The organism is Enterococcus sp. DIV1420a (assembly GCF_051712165.1).
Classification (GTDB): domain Bacteria; phylum Bacillota; class Bacilli; order Lactobacillales; family Enterococcaceae; genus Enterococcus; species Enterococcus faecalis.
The window spans coordinates 1556966-1580027 of the sequence record NZ_JBIOOI010000001.1; the positions used below are offsets into that span (position 1 = coordinate 1556966).

General features: G+C 36.9%; 22 protein-coding genes. 21 read left to right on the forward strand and 1 reads right to left on the reverse strand.

What is annotated here, in order from left to right:
* Window positions 1–6: 6 nt before the first annotated feature.
* From arcC to IGI80_RS07905, 6 genes are all read left to right on the forward strand, one after another.
* Window positions 7–936: a carbamate kinase gene (gene arcC, locus IGI80_RS07880; protein ID WP_002355590.1), complete on the forward strand. Its 930-nt coding sequence runs from the start codon at window positions 7–9 to the stop codon at window positions 934–936.
* 196 nt (window positions 937–1132) lie between these two features.
* On the forward strand, window positions 1133–2719 hold the full coding sequence (locus IGI80_RS07885; RefSeq protein ID WP_438723193.1) for an amidase family protein: 1587 nt from the start codon (window positions 1133–1135) through the stop codon (window positions 2717–2719).
* A 556-nt stretch (window positions 2720–3275) separates the two neighbouring features.
* The gene (gene pnuC, locus IGI80_RS07890; RefSeq protein WP_002355593.1) at window positions 3276–3974 is read left to right on the forward strand and encodes a nicotinamide riboside transporter PnuC; all 699 of its coding nucleotides are present in this window, start codon (window positions 3276–3278) and stop codon (window positions 3972–3974) included.
* 8 nt (window positions 3975–3982) lie between these two features.
* The gene (locus IGI80_RS07895; RefSeq protein WP_002355594.1) at window positions 3983–4627 is read left to right on the forward strand and encodes a deoxynucleoside kinase; all 645 of its coding nucleotides are present in this window, start codon (window positions 3983–3985) and stop codon (window positions 4625–4627) included.
* A 349-nt stretch (window positions 4628–4976) separates the two neighbouring features.
* Entirely contained in the window at window positions 4977–5408 is a 432-nt protein-coding gene (locus IGI80_RS07900; RefSeq protein WP_002398115.1) for a hypothetical protein, read from the forward strand.
* A gap of 112 nt (window positions 5409–5520) precedes the next feature.
* Window positions 5521–5907, forward strand: coding sequence for a DUF1149 family protein (locus IGI80_RS07905; protein WP_002358717.1), 387 nt, complete (start codon window positions 5521–5523; stop codon window positions 5905–5907).
* A 46-nt stretch (window positions 5908–5953) separates the two neighbouring features.
* Here the strand turns inward: IGI80_RS07905 and IGI80_RS07910 are convergent, their stop codons facing one another.
* Window positions 5954–6289, reverse strand: a complete 336-nt coding sequence (locus tag IGI80_RS07910; RefSeq protein WP_438723194.1) for a hypothetical protein — start codon at window positions 6287–6289, stop codon at window positions 5954–5956.
* 297 nt (window positions 6290–6586) lie between these two features.
* Between IGI80_RS07910 and IGI80_RS07915 the strand changes: the two genes are divergently transcribed.
* From IGI80_RS07915 to IGI80_RS07985, 15 genes are all read left to right on the forward strand, one after another.
* Window positions 6587–7978: an L-cystine transporter gene (locus tag IGI80_RS07915; protein WP_002355598.1), complete on the forward strand. Its 1392-nt coding sequence runs from the start codon at window positions 6587–6589 to the stop codon at window positions 7976–7978.
* 132 nt (window positions 7979–8110) lie between these two features.
* On the forward strand, window positions 8111–8491 hold the full coding sequence (locus IGI80_RS07920) for a VOC family protein (protein ID WP_002358720.1): 381 nt from the start codon (window positions 8111–8113) through the stop codon (window positions 8489–8491).
* Between the two features lie 152 nt (window positions 8492–8643).
* Complete coding sequence (locus tag IGI80_RS07925; RefSeq protein ID WP_438723196.1) at window positions 8644–9810, forward strand: serine hydrolase domain-containing protein; 1167 nt, start codon at window positions 8644–8646, stop codon at window positions 9808–9810.
* A gap of 132 nt (window positions 9811–9942) precedes the next feature.
* Complete coding sequence (locus IGI80_RS07930) at window positions 9943–10620, forward strand: DUF1003 domain-containing protein (RefSeq protein WP_438723197.1); 678 nt, start codon at window positions 9943–9945, stop codon at window positions 10618–10620.
* A 442-nt stretch (window positions 10621–11062) separates the two neighbouring features.
* On the forward strand, window positions 11063–12013 hold the full coding sequence (gene trhO, locus IGI80_RS07935) for an oxygen-dependent tRNA uridine(34) hydroxylase TrhO (RefSeq protein WP_002358723.1): 951 nt from the start codon (window positions 11063–11065) through the stop codon (window positions 12011–12013).
* A gap of 180 nt (window positions 12014–12193) precedes the next feature.
* The gene (locus tag IGI80_RS07940) at window positions 12194–12577 is read left to right on the forward strand and encodes an LPXTG cell wall anchor domain-containing protein (RefSeq protein WP_002386955.1); all 384 of its coding nucleotides are present in this window, start codon (window positions 12194–12196) and stop codon (window positions 12575–12577) included.
* Window positions 12577–13308, forward strand: coding sequence for a WxL domain-containing protein (locus IGI80_RS07945; protein ID WP_002361269.1), 732 nt, complete (start codon window positions 12577–12579; stop codon window positions 13306–13308). The genes IGI80_RS07940 and IGI80_RS07945 overlap by 1 nt, the downstream gene beginning before the upstream one ends.
* 16 nt (window positions 13309–13324) lie before the next feature.
* Entirely contained in the window at window positions 13325–14104 is a 780-nt protein-coding gene (locus tag IGI80_RS07950) for a WxL domain-containing protein (protein ID WP_002355607.1), read from the forward strand.
* 19 nt (window positions 14105–14123) lie between these two features.
* A complete protein-coding gene (locus IGI80_RS07955; protein ID WP_438723199.1) occupies window positions 14124–16223 on the forward strand; it encodes a lectin-like domain-containing protein in 2100 nt (699 codons plus the stop codon).
* Between the two features lie 22 nt (window positions 16224–16245).
* Entirely contained in the window at window positions 16246–16986 is a 741-nt protein-coding gene (locus tag IGI80_RS07960) for a WxL domain-containing protein (RefSeq protein WP_002375974.1), read from the forward strand.
* A gap of 75 nt (window positions 16987–17061) precedes the next feature.
* Window positions 17062–18156, forward strand: a complete 1095-nt coding sequence (locus IGI80_RS07965) for a DUF916 and DUF3324 domain-containing protein (protein WP_010774524.1) — start codon at window positions 17062–17064, stop codon at window positions 18154–18156.
* A gap of 201 nt (window positions 18157–18357) precedes the next feature.
* Entirely contained in the window at window positions 18358–18807 is a 450-nt protein-coding gene (locus tag IGI80_RS07970; RefSeq protein ID WP_002381257.1) for a hypothetical protein, read from the forward strand.
* A gap of 3 nt (window positions 18808–18810) precedes the next feature.
* On the forward strand, window positions 18811–20259 hold the full coding sequence (locus IGI80_RS07975) for a helix-turn-helix domain-containing protein (RefSeq protein WP_010774525.1): 1449 nt from the start codon (window positions 18811–18813) through the stop codon (window positions 20257–20259).
* A gap of 109 nt (window positions 20260–20368) precedes the next feature.
* Window positions 20369–22273, forward strand: coding sequence for a heavy metal translocating P-type ATPase (locus tag IGI80_RS07980; protein ID WP_010774526.1), 1905 nt, complete (start codon window positions 20369–20371; stop codon window positions 22271–22273).
* A gap of 35 nt (window positions 22274–22308) precedes the next feature.
* Window positions 22309–23028 carry an MgtC/SapB family protein gene (locus IGI80_RS07985; RefSeq protein WP_002361276.1) on the forward strand — a complete coding sequence of 240 codons (720 nt, stop codon included), beginning with the start codon at window positions 22309–22311 and terminating at the stop codon, window positions 23026–23028.
* Window positions 23029–23062 lie beyond the last annotated feature (34 nt).

Here is a 23062-nt window from a genome sequence, read left to right on the forward strand (position 1 = left end):
AAACAGATGTCAAAAATAGTGATTGCATTAGGTGGAAATGCGTTAGGAAATTCTTCGAAAGAACAATTGGCAAAAGCACAAACCGCTGCAAAATCCATTGTTGATTTAATTGAACAAGGCCATCAAGTGGTGATTGCTCATGGCAACGGGCCACAAGTTGGCAAAATTCGCTTAGCTTTTGAGGAAACGAGTCAATCTCCAGAAGATGTCGTGCCGTTTCCTGAATGCACAGCAATGAGCCAAGGCTATATTGGCTATCATTTACAACAAGCAATTGATGAAGAACTAGTAGCCAGAAATTTAGGGGAACAACCAGTTGTTACGTTAATTACACAAGTCGTGGTGGATCCAAAAGACCCAGCGTTTACAAAACCAACAAAACCAATTGGTGGTTATTATGACGAAGAAACAGCCAAACAGTTGATGGCGGAAACTGGGAACGTCTATCAAGAAGATGCGGGTCGAGGCTGGCGACGGGTAGTTCCTTCACCAAAACCAGTTGATATTTACGAAAAAGTTAGCTTGCGAACACTTGTTGATGCAGGACAGATCGTAATTGCTTGTGGTGGTGGCGGGGTTCCTATTGCCTATGATGGTCCAGTCTATCATGGTGTAGATGCAGTCATTGATAAAGACTTTGCGGCAGCAAAAATGGCTGAACTCATTGAAGCAGATGTTTTTGTGGTATTAACTGCAGTGGAACATGTTTTTGTTAACTTTGGTCAAGCAAATCAACAAGCTTTGACCGATGTTACGGTTACGGCAATGCAACAATATATAGAAGAAAATCAATTTGCGCCAGGTAGTATGTTACCTAAGGTAGAAGCGGCCATCAGTTTTGCAGAAAGTAAACCAAACCGCCAGGCGATTATCGGGCTTTTAGAATTAGCTTCGGAAGCAATCAAAGGAGAAAGTGGTACACGAATTACACAATAAATTCTCAGTATTTAACTTTCACAAAAGACTAAAACAAACGCATTTAGCGGACTAACTTAATCGTTAGAGAGTAGGACATCGGTCGTTTTGACGGATGTCCTACTCTTTATTTTGTCTTTTTAACGAACAAAACTGTTAGTTGTCATGCAAAAATAAACATAGTAAGATAATCTTTAAATGGTATAGGAGGATAAAAATGTCTAAATTTTTAAAAGTAATCGGAATAATTGCTGTTTTGTTAGTCATAATAGGCGCTGCAGCGTATTGGTTTATACTCAAAAAGTTCACTCCTGAGGCAGAAACCCCAGCAATGTACAATCAAGAGAGAATCGTTAAAACGATTGAAGACCAATTAAAAGAAACAGATGTACAAAAAGCTCGGACCAAAGCACCGTTGATTATTGAAAAAAATATCACTGAATTACAGCAAGCGATTGCCGACGGAGCATTGACCTATGAAGAACTTACGGCGTTTTATTTGGACCGTATTTTACAGTTCGATCAAATAGATAATGGCATGAACAGCATCTCTGAAATCAATCCGCAAGCAATTAAGGAAGCAAAGGCATTTGACCAGCAAGCCTCTCAAACACCGAAGAAGCCTTTGTATGGTATTCCTGTGACTTTGAAAGAAAATATAAATACGACCAACATGATTTCGAGTGCAGGAGCTTATGCCTTACGCACGTTCAAGCCTAAGGAAGATGCGGAAGTAGTTAAGAAGTTAACAGAGGCGCAAGCTTTGATTTTAGGAAAAGTAAACTTATCTGAACTAGCGAATTATATGTCAATGAAAGCACCAAGTGGCTATAGTTCCAAACATGGACAAACACTTAATCCTTATGGGCCACTCAAAATAACACCTTCAGGTTCAAGTTCTGGGAGTGCGGCTAGTGTGACGATGAATATCGGCGCCTTCTCTTTAGGCACTGAGACGATGGGATCGATTGTTTCCCCCGCTTCTCATCAATCAGTGGTTGGTTTTAAACCGACCCACAGTTCAGTAAGTGGCGAAGGTGTTTTGCCATTGGCACCGTCATTAGATACAGTTGGCCCGATTGCCCGAAGTGTCGTTGATGCTGCGCAAGGCTATAATGCGTTTAAGAAAGACACGGTTCCGAGCATTGATTCAACGAAATTTACTAAAAATAACTTACAAGGTCAACGCATTGGGTTGCTAGAAATGCCAAGTGCTGAAGAAGAATTTACGGCTGCTAAAAAGGCCCTCCAAAAAGCTGGAGCAGAAGTGATTCCGGTAACACCAGACATGGAAGGGATTGATGGCGGGAAAGTTATTTCCAATGAATTTAAGTTTGCATTGGAAGAATTTGCGAAACGTTATGACTTACCATTTAAAACACTGGAGGAACTAATTGCGTATAATCAACAAGATAAAAAGGTTCGTGCCAAGTATGGGCAAGATTTATTAGAAGCAGATGTTAAAAAGAAACAACCAGATAAAGAAATCATTCAAACAACCATTAAAAAAGCACAGCAAACGTTTGATGCGTTGCTAAAAAAACAACAATTAGACGGATATGCCTTTATTGATTCTGAAGGTACGGGTTTAAGTGCTGTGGCAGGATATCCTGAATTGACTGTTCCTTTGGCGAAAAACAGTGAAGGACAACCTTATGGGCTGACTTTTACACAAACTGCCAATAAAGAGCAAACGTTATTTGAGCAAGCTTACAGCTTTGAACAAAGTACCAAAGGACGGATAGTACTTTCAGACAACGAGCTGTTGGCAAACAGTAAAAAAATAAATAGAGATGATCAGTAAAGGGAAACTAGGAATGGCGAAACATCCGTATCAAACCTAATAAAGATAATCGACCTACAAATGAAAGGAATTGTTTGTAGGTCGATTATTTAGGTTAGTCGTTTTTTTTTTGCTTTTTTAGGCGAATGTTTTCATGTAATAAGTTAATAAGTGGCCAGATTCGAGAAATAAGGCCGTCAATTTTTAAGCATATCAATAAAAAGAGTGAACGATGGCTGTGTTTGAAGCATGAATATGTGTGGTTGCTTCCGCTTTCACAACATTAATTTGGAGCGCTACCGTCGTAAAGGGTTCTGCTGCAGGAATTATTAGATGGAAACAAATCCATGAATACATAGAAGATTAAAACAAGATGAAGAAAATATTGTGGCAATAAAGGATATCAGAAAGCTTGCGAAATAACTATATGTAGTATTTTATTATTTTACCAATCAATATATAGTATTAAAATCTTCTTTTTATTCCGAAATCTGATTGACTTGTTTTTTAAAACGGAGTACTCTTATTGAGACGTCAACAGAGAAAAGTTTGGTTTTAGGAAGGTCGGAAATTTGTCGTGAATAAGAATTTTTTGGTGAATGATTTTAAAGGTTGGGAAACGAGAAGTTACTTGTTTTTAGCTTTGATGGTGGGGGTACAGTTGATTGCATTTGCTATCAATCCATCGAATTGGATTACGTTAGTAGGTGGTTTAGCCGGCATCATTTGTGTGAATTTAATTGCCCAAGGAAAAGTCAGCAATTACATTTTTGGGTTAATCAGTGCAGTGATTATTGGCTATTTTGGGTTAGTGACACGGGTATATGCGGAAGTTCTTTTACAAAGCTTCTATATTATTATGGACATTACAGGGCTTTATGCTTGGCTTCGGGCTAGCGAAGATGGCTCGGGTCAAGTAACCGAAGTAAAAGTTTTAAAAGGTATTCAGTGGTTGTATGCCTTTTTCACGTGGCTGCTCATTGGCGTAGCTGCATATATTTTGTTAGGTTTTGTAAATGATGCGCAACAAACATTAGATGCAATCACGTTCAGTGTTTCAGCGACAGGGATGTTATTGATGATTAAACGTTATCAATCGCAATTCGTGTTTTGGCTACTAGGAAATATTTTTTCAATTTTGTTATGGTTCCGAGCAGGGACGCACGCTGGTGGTGATTATGCGATATTTGTTATGTATTGTATGTATACTTTTAACTCAATTTTTGGTATGTTTAATTGGTTGAAGATAAAAAATAAAATGGAAAAAAATAGGTAGGGAGTTCGATGGCAGTGATTGTTTTAGCAGGTACGATTGGCGCTGGTAAATCTAGTTTAACAGCTTTAATTGCAAACCGTTTAGGTTCAGAAGCCTTTTACGAATCAGTTGATGATAATGAGGTATTACCTTTATTTTATGCGGAACCGGAAAAGTACGCATTTTTATTACAAATTTATTTTTTAAATAAACGTTTTGATAGTATTAAACAAGCATTAACGCATGAAAATAATGTATTGGATCGCTCGATTTATGAAGATTCATTACTTTTTCATTTAAATGCAGATTTAGGTCGTGCCAACGAAACAGAGGTCAAAGTGTACGATGACTTATTACAAAATATGCTCCAAGAATTGCCTTATGCTGCGCATAAAAAAAGACCTGATTTGTTAGTTCACATTCGTATTTCATTTCCCAAAATGTTAGAACGCATCAAAAAACGTGGCCGTCCTTATGAACAAATTGAGACAGATCCAACGTTGTATGATTACTATCAAATGTTGAACGAGCGTTATGATCAATGGTACGAAGACTATGATGAAAGTCCTAAAATTCAAATTGATGGCGATAAATATGATTTTGTCGAAGATCCTGAAGCGTGTCAATATGTCTTGGCGTTAATTGAGAAGAAAATTGAAGAATTAGAAAGATAAATAAAAAGAAGCAAGTCCGGACTTGCTTCTTTTTGACTTAAAATGTGGATAGATAGGCTAAAGTTGCTACTAAATAAAGGAGTGTAGTGCTAAATTATAGAATCGGATTTTAACCTTCCCCTAAGTTAAAATCGGATAATCTATCCATCGACAGTTTAAGTTTGTATAAAATAGCGGTAGCTATTATCAACGAAGTCATTCATCGGTTGACCTGACTTCTCTAGAAGTATACCATCGAAAATAACCGACAGTTGTTCAAAATTTGGACTTAGTAAGTGTAAATTTTGATTGAAAGTTTCTGTAAATCAATCATTTATTCAAAAAATAATACTCGAAAGAAGGAAGATAAATGGGCCAAATTTGGTTTGAACGCATTCTACGTTGGCGCAAAAAAGCGCAACGATTTTTACAAGGACGTTATGCCCGGTTCGATGAATTGAATCGAACGCTGTTGCTAACAAGTGTCGTGCTGGCGCTCATCAATATTTTTACTGGCTATCTTTGGGTTCGGTTATTGATTTTAATCACAGTCGCCTACGTGTATTATCGCTTTTTTTCAAAACATATTCACCCGCGATTGAATGAAAATCAACGGTTTATTCTTCGAAAACAACGCCTAATGCAAAAGGTTCATGCTTTTCGCAAGCGACACCTGACTCAGAAAGAGTATCGTTATTTTAAATGTCCAAAATGTCAGCAGTCATTACGTGCGCCGAAAGGACGAGGAACAATCAAAGTCACTTGTTCAAACTGTCAAAATCAATTTATCAAAAAAGTCTGATCTTCTGTGTTTTTTGGTCTAGGCAACTTTCGGACTTGTGGTATACTTGAGAAAAGAAACCATTGGATATTCTAAAAGGGGAATATCTTGTTAAAAAAGGAGAGAAAAAACAATGGAAATTAAACGCCAACAAGAAATTGTTGAAGCGTATCACTATGATATGCGAGTACCTGATTCAGAAGTAGAGACAGATTTACGTGTCAGTTTTTCACCAATTGAAGTAGAAGAAGAAAATTATCCAGAAAATAGCTCAGCACTTGTTGCTCGCTTAGAATTTCGAATTGTCTTTGACGAATTTGTTTTATCAGGGGCGATTAGCCAAATTAATCACATTATTGATCGTAAAATTGAAAAACAAGAAGATATTTCGCAAGAAGAAGTCGATGAACTTGTGCGTCCTTTATTTAGCATCGTCGAACGTTTATCTTATGAAGTAACTGAAATTGCTCTGGATCGTCCAGGTGTTCAATTGAATTTTCAACAATCAGAAGAAGCTTAACCTTTAAAAACAGCGTTTGTAACGGAATCCGTTACAAACGCTGTTTTTATTCTTGTGTAGATTTAGCAACCAAAGCTTTTTTAAACTGTTCATAATTTTTTGTAGCGATATCCACATAAGCAATCGGCTGACCAACTTTGGTGATTTTTTCGGGAAGATAGGGAGCGAGCATTTCATTGTACAAAATGAACGCAGCTTCTGGTACTTCCTCTGAAAGAACATCATAACTGATAAAGTCAATTTCATAGGTTGGTTGAAAAAAGGCTTTGATGTTTTGCTGCTCTTTATTTGAAAAGAGCCAAGGACCTCCATTTGCAGGGCTCCCAACATACAACATTGCTCCATCACGGTTGACAGAAAGGATCCAACAAATTTTTTGCATACGCTTACACCTCCTAGAACTAAGTATACCACGTCAGATTAAAAGAAAGAGGACAAAAAACAAATTATTTTTACAGTGACTAGTAAAACAACGCTTGGTGATAGTTTTAAACTATCGCAACGGTTATTTTCTATCAAAAAGTAAGCAAATTATCCCACTATTTGCTATAAAATAAGGTACAATAGAACTATCACTGGAAACAGTCTGCTGTTTTCAGGGTATTTACTGGAGAGTGAGTACCGGGAACCTTTACTTCCTTTGATGTACTTGTCATTAAAAACATAGGGAGGAACTAAAATGACAACATTCATCACTGTATTAGTGATCCTTGCATTTATTGCTGTGTTATTCGGTTTCTACCAAATGCAAAAGAAACATTTAAAATTCTCAACACGTGTCTTTTCAGCATTGGGCGTGGGGATTGTTTTAGGTGCAATTATTCAATTTGCTTTTGGTACAGACAGTAAAATTACTACGCAATCAATGGAATGGATCGGGATTGTAGGTAATGGTTATGTAGCGTTTCTACAAATGCTCGTAATTCCGTTAGTATTTGTATCTATCGTAGGTGCATTTACAAAAATGAAAGAATCCAATAAATTAGGAAAAATTAGCTTTAATGTGTTAGCCACCTTACTAGGAACAACAGCAGTAGCTGCCTTGGTGGGGATTGGAACAACCTTAGCGTTTGGCCTTCAAGGGGCAAAATTCACGCAAGGTGCTGCAGAAACGTCAAGAATTGCCGAGTTAGCGACGCGTCAAGATGCGATTCAAGATTTGACGATTCCACAACAAATCGTTTCATTTATTCCTAAAAATGTCTTTGCTGACTTTGCGGGAACACGACCAATGAGTACCATTGGGGTGGTAATCTTTGCTGCGTTTGTTGGTGTCGCTTATTTAGGCGTTCGTCGTAAAGCGCCAAAAGAAGCTGAATTTTTTGCAAATTTAATTGATAGTTTATATAAAATTACCATGCGAATTGTTACCTTAGTTTTACGCTTGACCCCTTATGGCGTGTTAGCGTTAATGATTAATGTTGTAGCAACAAGTGATTTTGTTGCGATTATTAACTTAGGTAAATTTGTGTTGGCATCGTATGTGGCCTTAATCATTGTTTTTGCCATTCACATGCTGATTTTAATTACTTTAAAAGTCAATCCAGTTACGTATCTAAAAAAAGTTTTTCCAGTCTTGAGCTTTGCTTTTACTTCTCGTTCAAGTGCAGGAGCTTTACCATTAAATATTGAAACACAAACCAAAGCATTAGGTGTCGATGATGCCACAGCAAACTTTGCTGGTAGTTTCGGTTTATCTATTGGACAAAATGGTTGTGCCGGCGTTTATCCAGCTATGTTAGCAACCATCGTTGCACCAACTGTTGGAATTGATGTCTTTAGTTTACAATTTATTTTAATGTTAGTAGCAGTTGTCACAATCAGTTCATTTGGCGTAGCCGGTGTCGGCGGCGGAGCAACCTTTGCTTCTCTAATCGTTTTAGGCGCAATGAACTTACCAGTTGCAATTGTTGGTTTAGTAATTTCAGTTGAACCACTTATTGACATGGCGCGGACAGCTGTTAACGTTAACGATAGTATGGTTGCAGGCGTGTTAACAAGTGCTCGTATTCATGAATTAGATCGTGATGTCTTAAATGATCGCGACGTTGTCTTAGATGCAAATATCTAAATCAATAAAACGAAAAGTGTTTGAGCAATGTCTTGCTCAAACACTTTTTTTGAATTTTAAGCGAAAGTGCAGTAATTATTTAAAAGAACGTATATAATAAGTTGTTAACTAAATTCAAAAGGACGTGAAGGAATGTTTTCAAACCAAGTAAAGATTATGTTATATGTGAATAATGTTGAGGAATCTAGTCAATTTTGGCAAACGTTTGGCTTTGTTGAAAAGGAAAGAGAGGAAGTTGACGGCACATTGGTGGTAGAAATTGCACCAAGTGAATCAGCAGAAGCGATTATTGTTTTATATGATTTGGCCTTTATTCAAAAACATTCACCAGAAGTGGCGGGGAATACCCCTTCTCTAATGTTTGCTAGCGATGATATCATTGGTCTCTATAAAAAAATGCAAGAGGCTGGGGTTACTGTCGGTGAAATGGTTCAATTGCCAACAGGCTTAGTCTTTAATTTTGCAGATAACGATGATAATTACTTTGCTGTGATGGGGCAAGAAAGTAAATAAAAAACAGCTTGGCACCAGAATCAATCTAGATTCTGGTGCCAAGCTGTTTTTTATAAAAGTTGAAAGTTTTATAAATTTTACTAAAATCTGTAATTTTCATGAAAATATAGCGTATGATAATGCTGTTAATAGAATAGGCGGAGGTAAGCGGTATGCGTAAACGACATGCAAAGAAAAGACATGGAGGAGTGAATTGGCTTTTTATAGTATGTTTGTTGGTGGTGATTGGTGGTAGTGGTTATTTAATAAAAACGTTATTTTTCACTAGAGATTCACAAGTTAGTCAAGAATCGAAAGTGGTCTTGGAAGAAGATCGTCGAAGTGATAATTATGCGAATTTAACGAAAGAAATAGTTGCACCCGATAGTGGCGAACTTGATCAAAAAATTCAAGAAACAAATTATATTGGTTCGGCTTTGATCATTAAAGATGATCAGGTTTTAGTAAATAAAGGATATGGCTTTGCCAATTTTGAAAAGCAACAAACCAACACGCCAAACACAAGGTTTCAGATTGGCTCAATTCAAAAATCTTTTACCACAACCTTGATCTTAAAAGCAATTGAAGAAGGTAAACTTACATTAGATACAAAACTCGCTACGTTTTATCCGCAAATTCAAGGTGCTGAGGATATTACGATTAGCGATATGTTGAATATGACAAGTGGTTTAAAGTTATCAGCAATGCCTAATAATATCGTTACCGATGAAGAAATTATTCAATTTGTTAAACAAAATACCATTCAAGTCAATAAAGGAAAATACAATTATTCCCCAGTAAATTTTGTCCTTTTAGCAGGAATGTTAGAGAAAATGTATCAACGTACCTATCAAGAATTATTTAATAATCTTTATCACAAAACGGCTGGTTTAAAGAATTTTGGCTTCTATGAAACCTTATTGGAACAACCCAATAATTCAACAAGTTATAAATGGACAGAAGACAATTCATATAACCAAGTGCTCTCAATTCCCGCAGCTAGTTTTGCCCATGAATTTGGGACTGGGAATGTGGATATGACGACAGGTGATTTGTATTGGTACTTACATCAATTAATGAGTGGACACTTAGTTTCCACCGCACTTTTGCAAAAATTATGGACGTCTTCTCAGCAAAGTTCTTATCATGGCGGCATCTATGTTCATGATAATTATTTACGCTTACACGGCGTTGAAGCGGGTCAACAAGCCCTGGTTTTATTTTCAAAAGATATGAAAACCGGGGTCATATTGCTAACTAATTGTGTGAATCCAGCGAAATACAAAGAATTAATTGGTTCGTTGTTCCATGATGTAACCAATTTAACTGTTAAATTTTAAAGCAGAAGCAACAACGATCACTCCAAAGCCTTTTTAGGTTTCTTCTGAGAGACTTTATATTAAAATAAAGGGAAGAACGATCAAAGGGAGTGACGAAGATGAAGCAATCAAAAAATAAACAAGTTGTTATTGGTGAATCAACGGAAAAAAAACATTTATCTTCAAGATATAGAACAGGAAACGCAAGCTTTTATTCTCCAAAACAATCCACAATTGACAGCTGAATCGATGATTACATTGGCGGAGTTACTTAATTATCGTTTGGATTACATGAAACAATTGGTCGCAAATGATTCTGAAAAAATCCAACAACTGAATGAATTGGTGGTTCAACATATCAAAGAAGATAAGCTGATTTCCAATAATATGAATGAAAAGATGGAAAAGAAATTAACCTTTGGCCAACGAGCAGCGGATACCATTGCTAAATTTGGCGGTAGCTGGGTGTTTATTGGCTTCTTTTGTTTCGTGTTGATTGCTTGGATCGTGATTAACTCTACCACTTTATTGGGACAACCATTTGACAAATATCCTTATATTTTGCTAAATCTCGCCTTATCTTGTTTAGCAGCTATCCAAGCACCGATTATTATGATGAGTCAAAACAGACAAGAAGCCCGTGACAGAGAACAAACGAATAATGATTATAAAATTAACTTAAAAGCAGAAGTAGAAATTAATTTATTACATGAGAAAATGGATTATATTATCAATAATCAACTAGAAAATTTGGTGAAAATCCAAAATATTCAAATTGAACTTTTAGGTGAATTGCAAGAACAACTCGCCGCGACTTCTGAAAAGGAGTAGTATATAGAAGCGGTCGGGACAGAACCGTTTAGCTCCGAGAAATAAGAAGAAATTTCCGAAAATTGCTCTTTAATTTTTGGAGACCAAGTAGGTATTGTTCATCATCGAATCACTACGTTCTTCGTGATTCTCAACAATTTCGGCTTATTTCCGAAGGACCTTCACCAAGTAGGTACGATGATTTCATCTGTTCATGCTTCACAGTGAAACATCGCAACTCTTAGAGCTGTAGCTCTTTTGAAGGCTGTACTGTGACGAGACGCATGTCGAGAAAACACCTTAGAAGTTGTTGAGATCGGAGCAACGCGTAGTGTTGGTTCTGTTCCCGCCGTTTATCAGGCTTTTTTTATTGTGTGTAAATACACAAGCAAAATAATCGCTTTCCCTTTTTTATTCACCGTATAATGGGATAGAATGACTTTATACAAAAGGGGAAAACAAGATGAAATACCAAGTATTACTTTATTACAAATATACAACAATTGAAGATCCAGAAGCTTTTGCGAAAGAGCATCTAGCTTTTTGCAAATCATTAAATTTAAAAGGCCGTATTTTAGTAGCGACAGAAGGGATTAACGGAACGTTATCTGGTACTGTCGAAGAAACAGAAAAGTACATGGAAGCAATGCAAGCAGATGAGCGCTTTAAGGATACATTCTTTAAAATTGATCCAGCAGAAGAAATGGCGTTCCGCAAAATGTTTGTTCGCCCACGTTCTGAATTAGTGGCGTTGAACTTAGAAGAAGACGTTGATCCATTAGAAACGACGGGGAAATATTTGGAACCTGCAGAATTTAAAGAAGCCTTACTAGACGAAGACACTGTTGTAATCGATGCTCGTAACGATTATGAATATGATTTAGGTCATTTCCGTGGTGCCGTGCGCCCAGATATCCGTAGCTTCCGTGAGTTACCACAATGGATTCGCGAGAACAAAGAACAATTTATGGATAAAAAAATTGTTACCTATTGTACTGGCGGGATTCGCTGTGAAAAATTTTCTGGCTGGTTATTAAAAGAAGGATTTGAAGATGTTGCTCAATTGCATGGTGGTATTGCCAATTATGGGAAAAATCCAGAAACACGTGGCGAACTTTGGGACGGCAAAATGTATGTCTTTGATGACCGAATCAGTGTCGAAATTAATCATGTTGATAAAAAAGTTATTGGGAAAGACTGGTTTGATGGAACACCTTGCGAACGCTACATTAACTGTGCAAACCCAGAATGTAATCGTCAAATCTTAACTTCAGAAGAAAATGAACATAAACATTTAGGCGGCTGCTCATTAGAATGTAGCCAGCATCCTGCCAACCGTTATGTAAAAAAATATAATTTAACAGAAGCAGAAGTTGCTGAACGTTTAGCTTTGTTAGAAGCGGTTGAAGTATAAAAATAATAAAAAAAATAAACAAAAAAACTTCGAAAATTATTTTTCGAAGTTTTTTTTGTTTATTTTTTTGTCTTTAAAAGTGTTGATTTTAAAGCTTTCTTAGCTAAAACCATTTTATTTTTTAAAAGCGTCTGAAAAAAATAAAAAAATCTAATAAATATTTCTTTTATATAATGTTTATTGGCTGGGCCAGTCAATGTTGAAAATGGGGAAGGAGGAATTCAGATGAAAATCATAAAAAGGTTTAGTTTGGTATGTTTAGGGCTATTGATCATTGGGTTGCAAACAAAAAGCGTTATGGCTGAAGAAAATAATTATGAATCAAATGGTCAAGCGAGCTTCTATGGTACCTACGTTTATGAGAATGAAAAAGAGTCAAATGACGTAGCGTATACCCAACAATCAGAAGAACAGGGAAGAAACAATTTAGCTGCTTCTGGACAAGCAGTTTTACCTAAAACAGGCGAGTCTGAAAATCCGCTGTATTCCTTGATAGGAGTTAGTTTGTTGGGGATAGTCATTTATTTAATTAATAAAATGAAACGAGAGAAGGAGTTTATTTAATGAAAAAAACTGTTTTACTTACATCGGCAACCATACTTTTAGGCGTAGGGTTTCAAGCAATAAACGCATCAGCAGCAGAAACTTTTCCGAAAGAATACAATACGGAAGGCACAATTACTTTTGAAGCAGGCGATAACGAAATCACACCGCCTGTTGATCCAGAAAATCCCGATCCTACTGATCCAGTAGACCCAATTGATCCTCCAGGGCCAGGAACGGGTGGTGCCTTATCAATTGATTATGGGTCAAAATTTAAATTTGGCACACAAAAGATTTCTACGGCAGATCAAACGTATTATGCTGCGCCAGATGAAATGAAAGATGGTTCAAAAAAACCAACCTATGTACAAGTAACTGATAAAAGAGGAACGTTAGCAGGATGGAAACTAACGCTTTCCCAACCTGAACAATTTAAAACAGCTACTGGAGAGGAACTAGTCGGCGCTCAATTAACGTTTACAAAGGCAGAAGCTGCCTCAATGGTGGATGAAAAATATAAACCTACTGAAGTTAGTAGTACTATTTCCTTAACACCTGGTGTAAATAATAATCTAGCGATGAACGCTAAAAAAGAAACAGGTGTTGGGACTTGGGTTTATCGCTTTGGTTCAAATGAAGCAACAAATAAAGAAGCTGTCCAACTATTCGTTCCCGGAAAATCTGTAAAGCTTGCACAACAATATTCAACGAAGTTAGTTTGGGCATTAGAAGATACTCCCGCTAATAATTAAATAAAGGAGAAAAGCAATGAAAAAACAATTCACAGGAATCGTTCTATGCAGTACATTTGCAGTTGCTGGTTGGTCCTTACAAGCGAAGGCAGAAGAGCCAAAAGAGTATCGTTCGAATGGTTTAGTAGAATTTATTCCGAACGTAGATCCGACAGAGCCAGTTGATCCAGAAAATCCCGATCCAGAAAAGCCAGTCAAACCAATTGATCCGACAGACCCAGAAGGTCCCAATCCTGGTACCCAAGGACCGCTGTCTATTGATTATGCTTCAAGTTTTGACTTTGGGAAAAATCGTATTTCGAATAAAGACCAAGTATATTTTGCAAGAGCACAGCAATATCAAGAAAATCAAAAAGAAACACCAAATTTTGTGCAAATTTCTGATAATAGAGGAACCAATAGCGGTTGGTCTTTAACGGTTACTCAAAAGGAGCAATTTAAAGCAACAAAGGCTACTTTAAATAGTCAGTTGACAGGTGCGCAAATTTCTTTAGCTAACCCGACCGTTAATAGTAATGCGCAAAATGTTGTGAAACCAGAGGCAACAAATAAGATTGCCCTTGTTCCAGGGACCGCATCGCTAGTGGCAGCTGCGAAGCAAGGAACCGGTGCAGGAACTTGGGCTACTTATTGGGGCAAAGTAGAAGTGGTTGCAGAACGCGATGAAACCAATACGGTACACAATGTTAATGTTACAAAAGATGTTGCGCTATCAGTACCAGGGTCAACCCCTAAAGATGCCGTGAAATATCAAACAAAATTATTGTGGACGTTGACGGATGTACCAGGAATTTAAAAAGTAGAGGTGAAGAGAGATGCGAAACAAACAAAGCCTAGTCTTTTTGGCAAGTAGTTTATTCTTACTAATCCTTGCGCCTATTACTAGCGAAGCGATTAGTAATCCTTCGACAAATATCAACAAAGTCAATCGGGAAATAGTGGAGGAATCGGCCAATGATCAGGCAACTAGCGCTCCTTCTCACTCGGAAACATTAGAGCAAGAACCTTCCCTAGAAACGACAACAACAACCGATAATCATGCAGCAGAAACAGACCAATCAACGGCTACTTTAGAACCTAGCGAACAACAAAAGGATGACGATAACAGTGCAACGGAATCGGCGATAGTTGAACCACAGCCGCGCATGTTGGCTGCGCCATACGCTACTTCATTGCCTGATGATCCTAATATCATTCCAATCGACAAGGTGTTTCAAGAGCCAATTGGAAATGCAACAAGTATTTTAGAAGGTGGGAAGTTATTACAACTAAACCCAGCTGTTAAATCACAAAAAGGAGCTATTTGGTCAAAAAAACCAATCAGTTTATTGTCGGATTTTACCTTTAAAAGTTATTTGTATTTAGGAAACGAGTATGCAAATGCTGGTGATGGTATGACCTTTACCTTAACGAATGATCCTAGAATGTCCACAACGCCTCAAGAAGTCATTGGTTCACCTGGGATGGGAATCGGTGCATACTCCACGAAAGCGGGTCAACCTTATGTTAGAAATGCCTTATCGATTGAGTTTGATACCTATAAAAATACTGGTAGTTCCAACCGAATGGACCGAGAAATTTCACAAGATAAGGGAAATGGGCATTTAGCTTTTGTCACTCCGAAAGCTAATAACAACAGCTATACAGGGGAGCATTCAGGCGTCACCGTTGCGCCAACCTATCTATCTAATGGAACCTGGCGCATGTTGACTGTTCATTGGAATGCCGCAACCAAAGCATTAACATATGATTTAGAAGGTGTGGGCACGAATACGTATGTAGTTTCAGATTTAAATGCACAATTTGGCGCAACAACGGTTTATTGGGGCTTTACATCCTCTACAGGTGGCAAATACCAAGAGAATGCTTTAGCAATGACACAAATTCCTACCAACGTTACGTCACAAGCAGCCCTTAGCGTGAATGGTCAGGAGTTTAGCTCAGCTGTTGAAGCAGTGAAAAATGATCAGGTGAGACTACGGAATACGTTGAATATTGACAATGACTTTATCGAAGATCGTCAACCGCAAGTAAGCATTGACTTACCTGATGAATTAGCATATGAAGAAAATTCATTAACGATTGATGGTAAAAAGGTAGCAGCCAAAGATCTGACACAAACAGGGAATCACTTAACAATTACTTTAAATGACTACCTAGTTTTAAAGAAGGACATGATTATTGAATTAAAAACAACCCTTCAAGATAATACGCCCGAAAAAGTTTTAACTATGAACTTTGACTATTATGAAGAAGGAACCTTACTGCAAAAGTCAAATAATGTAACGATTACTATTCCTAAACCAACAGAAAAAACAGTAACCGTTTTTTATAAAGACGCGGAAGGTAAAGATATTGCTCCACCTAAAAGTGTAACAGGGAAAATTGGTGCACCCTATCAAGAAAAACCCCTAGATATTTCTGGCTATGTTTTTACAAAAGACTCAGGCAATGCGGAAGGAACAATGACAGAGGAAACAAAAGATATTTATTTTTACTATCGTTTAGGGGAACTATATTTTAAAGAGGCACCAAAACAGATTACTTTTGGTACGGAAAAGATACGTAATCAACCACTAATTAAACTTGGGCATCCCACCGAAGGACTCAAAGTTGTGGATGAACGTAACGCAAATAATTGGCGCTTGCAACTAAAGCAAACGCAACCGTTAACGAATGATTCAATTGTAATGCCAGATGTTTTTTCTTTCGTTTCAACTGCTGGAAGCTCTCAGATTACAAATGAGGCAATTACGCTTTTAGAAAGTAATCAGAAAGGTGAAACAGATTTAACAGCATTACTTGATGAATCAAAACAACAAGGAATTCAAATCAATGTTCCTGTAGCTTATCAAAGAGTTGGAACATTTAAAGCTCGTTTATCTTGGGCGTTAGAAGACGTACCAGGAAATTAAAGAAAAGAATGGAGAAAAGAAAATGAAAAAAGTAACAACAGTATGTTTATCCACATTTATTTTAGGGAGCTTAGGCATGACTTCTCAAGCCTTTGCAGAAGATGGCGGTAGTTATACATCTAATGGTATCGTAGAATTTACACCAAGTGAAGATCCAACTAATCCGGTTGACCCAACGGATCCAACTAATCCAGTTGATCCTATTGACCCAACAGATCCTGAAGGTCCTAATCCAGGAACAAACGGTCCGTTGTCAATTGATTATGCGTCAAGTCTAGACTTCGGTGTTCAAAAAATCACGTCGAAGGATCAGACTTATTTTGCTGCTACCCAAAAATACAAGACAGTAGGCGCAACCGATGAAGTCAAAGAAGGGCCTAACTATGTCCAAGTAACAGATAACCGTGGAACCGAAGCTGGCTGGTCATTAAAAGTGAAACAAGAAGGACAATTTAAATCAACTTCTGGTAAAGAATTGACTGGGGCAGCTATCACGTTTAAAAACGGAAATGTAGTGACTGCTTCAGATTCAGGCAAACCAACAGGCCCAGCCACAATCACGCTAAATTCAGATGGTAGTCAATCAGATGTAATGAGTGCAGCGAAAGGAAACGGTGCAGGAACTTATTTATTTGATTGGGGAACAGATGCAACTACAGCTGCTAAAAGTATTGAGTTAACTGTTCCAGGTTCTACAACCAAATACGCTGAAAAATACGCCACAAAATTAACATGGACGTTGACAGACGCTCCAGGAAATTAAACGAGTTTTAAAAAGAAGAATAGCAGGAAACATGGTTACCTGCTATTCACTACATATAGAAAAGGAGTAAATAATTTGAACAGAAAAAAACAACGATTTCTTTTTTTTCCGATACTACTAATTCTTTTAGCGTTAGTACCTAGCAATGGTTATGCCAGTGAATTTAATTTTGCGGTTACGCCTATTCCATCAGAAAAACAAGTAGATAAAGAAAAAACTTACTTTGATTTATTACTAGCACCAAATGAAGAAACTGAGTTGAAAGTGAACTTGCGCAATGATACAGATAAAGAAGTAAAGGTAGGTATTTCCATCAATAGTGCCATTACCAATTCAAATGTAATCGTGGAGTATGGTGAAAATAAGGGGAAAAAAGATCAAAGTTTAGCGTTTGATATAAAAGACTACGTTCAATACCCTAGCTCAGTTCGTTTAAAACCGAAAAGTGAACAAACGGTTTCTATTAACGTCAAAATGCCTAATACACCCTTTGATGGAGTGTTAGCTAGTGGTATCACTTTTAAAGAAGAAACGTCGGATGAAGGCAAACGCCAAGACGATAAGAGTCAAGGGTTATCCATTAAAAATGAATATTCGTATGTCGTTGCATTATTGATGCAACAAAATAAAAAAAAGGTTGAGCCGAATTTACTTTTGAAAAAAGTCTCACCAGGACAGATTAATGCTAGAAATGTGATTTTAGTCAATCTACAAAATGATCAAAAAACATATATTAACCAAGTTGCATTTTCGGTAGAGATTACCAAAAAGGGGCATGAAGAAGTTTTATATAAAGAGGAAAAAGCAAACATGCAAATTGCGCCAAATACCAATTTTTCTGTTCCTATTGCGCTAAAAGGGCAACCACTTAAGCCAGGAGATTACCATTTGTCTATGACCGTTGTTGGGAATAAAGATGCTGCAGGCTCATTTAAAAAATCAATAAACAATGAATCGATATCTTTTAGAAATCAATGGCAATTTGAAAAAGACTTTACAATTAATGGTGAAGTTGCCAAAGAATTAAATGAAAAAGATGTCACCTTAAAAGAAAATCATTCGAATTTATATTTGATGATTGGCTTACTACTATTATTGATAGTGATTTTAATCATTGCTTGGTTGATTTGGCGAAAAAAGAAACAGGAAAAAAACGAAAGAGAAATATAAAGAGTAGTTAATTTTTGATTTGATTATCGGCAACGTTTTTGTTTGTTTTTACTTATCAAACATGCAGTTTATTCAACAAACCTAACTCAAAAAAAGAAATAATAAGAAGGAGTATTGTTAAATATCGTCTGATACCACTTTACTAGTTATATTTTTTGTTTTGTTATGTAGCTAAAGTATTTGGCAATATATGTGAGAAAAATGGATAAATACAAACATTTACTATTATGGAGTACATTGTTACTCTCGTTTTTTCAAGTAACCAATGTGCAAGCAGCAGAAGAACGGAATCCAATTTATAATCCGACCAATCCAACAGAAGAAATTTATCCGATTGAGAATACTGGCACACCAGAAAAAATGGAAGAAACAAATGAAAGTACTATTACTAGCGAAACGCAAGCGGAAGAAAGTAGCGAAGACGTTAGTAAAAAAGAAGTGACAACCAATAATCCAAAAACAAATGAAGAAAGGCCTTCTTCCAAGAAAAGTCAGCATCAAGTATTTTTCACGGATGAATTATTTGATGCTAGCCATATCACCATTGTACCAAATAGCACAGGCGGTGCTGGAACGGAGGGGCAAAACACTTTTTACTTGAATTTCATACGGGAATTAGTAGGAACGGCTATTTATGGGAGAAAGAACTGATAAATGATGAATTATGAAATTTTTTTAAATAAAGAAGATCAACGAAGTTATTCCTTGCTAAGGCATTTAGAAGAAAGTCCCACGCTATCAGGTACTTTTATTGCACTTCGCGAAGAATTATCAATGTCGAATTTTTTAGTCAAAAAAACATTAGAAAAATTAAAAGCAGATATTGACAATCTAAAGTTAAGCGACAGCTTAACTTTAGTCGTTTCTGATGTAGATGTTACACTTGAAATTGATGGAAACTATTCAAGTAAACTTTTGCTCACGAAATACTTAACAGAATCGCTCTCTTTTAAATTAGTGTTGTCTTACTTTAGAGGAAATTATAGTTTGATAAAGTTTGCTGAATGTAATCATGTCAGCACCTCTGTGGCGTATAGTACCTTACAGCGGCTAAAAAAAGCCTTAAAGGAGTATCAGATCTATTTTAGTAAGCGGGAAATTGTCGGCAATCAAAAAGCAATTTCATTTTTTTTGTATAAATTGTTCACGCTTTCCAATCAACCAATTTCCGAATTATATTCGGTAAAAGTCTATAATGAAGCGAAACGTGTATTACAGTCTGTTGAGTTAAACTATACTTTCACCACCTATGAGCGACGCAATTTTTTCCATTATTTAGCTATTATGATTAACAACGAAGGACGTGCGGTGGAAGGGATCGATACGCGTGCACTGAATACATTTTCAGAGGAACTAATAAAAAAATCGCAAGTGGCATGGGCATTGGCTTCAAAATCATTAACGTATACGATTGTTTTTTTCTTGTATTTGCATGGCAAACTAGAGAAAAAATATGTCATTCACGAAGATCCTACGATTGAAAGCCTAACTCGTGTTTTCATTGGAAGTTTTGAAAAAGCATTTAATTGTTTAGAGGAGTCAACAAGGAATACTCTAGAAGAAGGGTTAGCAATTATTCATTTCAATGTTATTTACTTTCCGATTAATATGTTTGACGATTTTGAAATGGATTTACAGTTTTTTAAGCAAACATATCCGGAATTTTATTTTTATTTAATTGAATATATTCGTTGGTTAACAGCAAAACATAAAAAAATTGCGAAAGCCAATCACTGTTTGTTTTTTAACTATCTATTGTTGCTAATTAATCATGTTCCGGTTCATTTAATTGCAGAGCCAGCCAAGGTCCTAATTGATTTTTCTTATGGAAAAGAGTATAACCAATTCATCAAAAAAAATTTATCCGTCTATGTGAATTTAAATGTAGAAATTATTGACCCGTTATCAGATACCTTACCAGATGTGGTGATTACCAATTTAAATAACTTGTATCAAGAAGAACAGAGTAAAGTTATGGTTTGGCTGGATCCACCTCGTTCGATTGATTGGGTCAATTTAACGCAATCATTATTGACTATTCAAGAAGAAAAATATCAACAACAAAAAGAATCGACAAAGACAAGCGGTGATCCTATCGAATAGAATCATCGCTTGTCTTTGTGTTTAAGTCTTTACAAAACCACCCAAGTGTTTTATAATATGAATATACATTCATATGAATAGGAAAACATTAATAAGGAGGCGCATAACAATGTCAAAACAAACAGGTGCACACACACATGAAGAAAAAGGTAAAAACGTTCCAGTTATTCTCTTTTTTACAGGATTGGCTCTTTTCTTTATCGGTTTATTTTTAGGGAACATGCTCTTAGTGAAAAATATTCTTTTCTCGTTAGCTGCTATTTTAGCTGGTTATCATATTATTGGGGAAGGCTTTGGAGATACGTATCGGGATACGAAAAACAATCGAAAGTTTTCGCCTAATATTCATTTGTTAATGACCTTAGCTGCAGTTGGTTCAGCATTAATGGGAAGTTTTGAAGAATCAGCATTGTTGATTTTGATTTTTGCGGCGGCGCATTTCCTTGAAGATTATGCTCAAGGCAAAAGCCAACGTGAAATTACAAAACTATTAAATTTAAATCCAACAGAAGCTCGCCTGATAACAGATGACGGCTCAATTCAAACTGTGTCAGTTGAACAATTGAAGATTGGTGACCGCGTGCAAGTCCTCAATGGTGCGCAAATCCCGACAGATGGCGTCGTGATTGAAGGAAGTACCGCTGTGGATGAATCATCTATTAATGGGGAAAGTATTCCCAAAGAAAAAAATAGTGGGGACCCAGTTTTTGGTAGTACTATGAACGGTTCAGGCACAATTGTTGTTGAAGTAACGAAAGATAGTTCAGAAACAGTTTTTGCAAAAATCGTACAGCTCGTGAACCAATCACAAGAAAATCAATCAGAAATTGCAAGCAAAATTAAACGATTTGAACCGAAATATGTCACACTAGTTTTAGCAGTTTTTCCACTAATTGTTTTAGGTGGCGCATTACTTTTCCAATTGACTTGGGCTGAAAGTTTTTACAGAGGCTTGGTCTTCTTAATTGCTGCCTCCCCTTGTGCATTAGCAGCGAGTGCCGTTCCGGCAACTTTATCAGGAATTTCCAATTTAGCGAAACAAGGCGTGTTGTTTAAAGGTGGCTCATTCTTATCAAATTTAGCTGAAGTGAAAGCACTCGCTTTTGATAAAACAGGAACGCTAACAAAAGGCAAACCTGAGGTCACAGATTATCTTTTTGTTGATGGCTTAGAAGATCGCCAAGAAGAATTAGTAGCTGTTTTAACAAATATGGAGAAAAAATCCAATCATCCATTGGCGACGGCGATTGTTAATCGCTTTGAAGCAGAAACAACGGCTTTAAATTTAGAAGTAGAAAATATTGTCGGGGTGGGTTTAGTAACGACCATTGCAGACACAACTTTTAGAATTGGTAAACCATCTAGTTTCGAACAAGTGCCAACAATCATTGAGAAACAAACAACGAAATTAGCGAGTGAAGGCAAAACGGTGGTGTACTTTGCCGAAAATGAACAAGTGATTGGTTTAGTGGCATTGATGGATGTTCCTAATGAAGAAGCAATGAACGCCATTCACTATTTCAAGTCACAAAATATTGAAACAACAATGATTACAGGAGATGCAAAACTTACGGGTGAAGCAGTTGGTCGCTTAGTAGGCGTGGACCAAGTTTTTGCTAATGTTTTACCTGAGGAAAAATCAGCGATTGTTGATCAATTAAAACGCGAAGTAGGAATGACAGGGATGGTTGGTGATGGCATTAACGATGCGCCCGCTTTAGTGAATGCTGATATTGGAGTGGCGATGGGGGATGGTACAGACATTGCTATCGATGTTGCAGACGTGGTAGTGATGAAAAATGATCTTTCTAAATTAGGCTATGCTCACCGTGTCTCAAAACGCTTGAATAAAATTGTGCAGCAAAATATTATTTTTTCAATGTTAGTGGTAGCAACGTTAATTATCTTGAACTTTTTAGGTATTGCGAATATCGCATTTAGCGTACTTATTCATGAAGGAAGTACCTTAGTGGTCATTTTTAATGGCTTGCGTTTATTAGTTAATACAAAATAAGTCAAATATTCACTTGCAAGAAAGGAGAGAAAGCGATGAATTCTTTAAAAATGATTGAACTTTCTCTCACCGACGTTGTCATTCGGATGGCTCTAGCCGTGGTTTTTGGAGCTTTGATTGGGTTAGAAAGAAGTATTAAAAGAAAAGGCTTCGGTATCAGTAGTAATGCCATTTTATGTTTGGCCTCTTGTACGATTTCCATTTTACAGATTCAATCGGTGGATATTTTAGTCGATGTGGTGAAACAAAATAGCGCCTTGGCGTCCATTATTTCTATGGATATTACACGATATGGCGCCCAAGTGATTAGTGGTGTAGGCTTTCTCGGTGCGGGGATTATCGTTTTTAGAGAAAGGAAAGTCTCTGGGTTAACGACAGCAGTAATGATGTGGAATGTTACTATTATTGGTTTAGTCATTGGGATGGGCTTTTTAACCATTGCGTTTATCAATCTCGTGGCGACTTTGCTAGTATTAGCTCTGGCCCATTTTAAACGAAAAACTCCTTTAAAACGATTGCAGCTTATCGTAAAAATGAAGGAACCTATGATTAAAGAAAGCCGACTGCATGAACAACTTCAAGCTTCTTTAGAAAAAGGGGAGCGCTTAGTAGAATTGACTTTGGAATCCGAACAAGAGGCAGTGACAGCAAAGATTTCTTATGTAGGCAAAGAAGATTTCTGGCATTCCAACTTGCACCATCTCTTGAAAGAAAAAGGGCACGTTCAATCTGTCTCTGTCACGGAAACAATTTAACCATAAAATAAAGCACTTGGGCGCTAGCGCGCGC